Source organism: Mesorhizobium sp. M7A.F.Ca.CA.004.06.1.1 (assembly GCF_003999135.1).
Classification (GTDB): Bacteria; Pseudomonadota; Alphaproteobacteria; order Rhizobiales; family Rhizobiaceae; genus Mesorhizobium.
In genome coordinates, this window is the sequence record NZ_RZPQ01001313.1 from 1 (window position 1) to 762 (window position 762).

1 protein-coding gene is annotated in these 762 nt (G+C 61.4%); it reads right to left on the bottom strand.

Annotated elements, in window-relative coordinates:
- Window positions 1-759, bottom strand: a 759-nt coding sequence (locus EN906_RS36010; protein ID WP_206529288.1) for a transglycosylase domain-containing protein, incomplete at its 3' end; no start/stop codon positions are given.
- Window positions 760-762 lie beyond the last annotated feature (3 nt).

Consider the following 762-nt stretch of genomic DNA (forward strand, 5'->3'; position numbering starts at 1 on the left):
GCCCAGCGGCTCGGCCTTGGCCTTGTTGCCTTCCTCACGCGTGACGTAGCCGTTCTCGACCATCTGGTCGATGACCCAGTTGCGACGCTCGATCGCGCGATCGGCATGCTTGAAAGGGTGGTAGTTGTTCGGCCCCTTGGGCAGGGAAGCCAGGTAGGCGGCCTCTGCCACGGACAGTTCGTTGACCGACTTGTCGAAATAGGTCAGCGCCGCACCGGCGACGCCATAGGCGCCGAAGCCGAAGAAGATTTCGTTGAGGTAGAGCTCGAGAATGCGATCCTTGGGATAGGCCTGCTCGATGCGGAAGGCGAGGATCATCTCCTTGATCTTGCGCTCGTAGGTCTGGTCCGAGGACAACAGGAAGTTCTTCGCCACCTGCTGGGTGATCGTCGAGGCGCCGACCTGACGCCGGCCCGAGCCGAGATTCTGCAGGTTGACGATGATGGCGCGGCCGAGGCCGGTCACATCGATGCCTGGGTGATTGTAGAAATTCTTGTCTTCGGCCGACAGGAAGGCCGCCTTGACGCGGTCCGGTATGGCCTGGATCGGCAAATACAGGCGCCGTTCGCGCGCGTATTCGGCCATCAGCGCGCCGTCCGACGCATGGATGCGGGTGGTCACCGGCGGCTCGTATTTGGCCAGCACCTCGTAGTCGGGCAGATCTTTCGACAAATGGCCGATGTAGATCGCAACGCCCGCCGCGACCAAAAGGGCCAGCGTCGTGCCGATGCCGAAAAAATAGCCAATGAGACGAATCATACC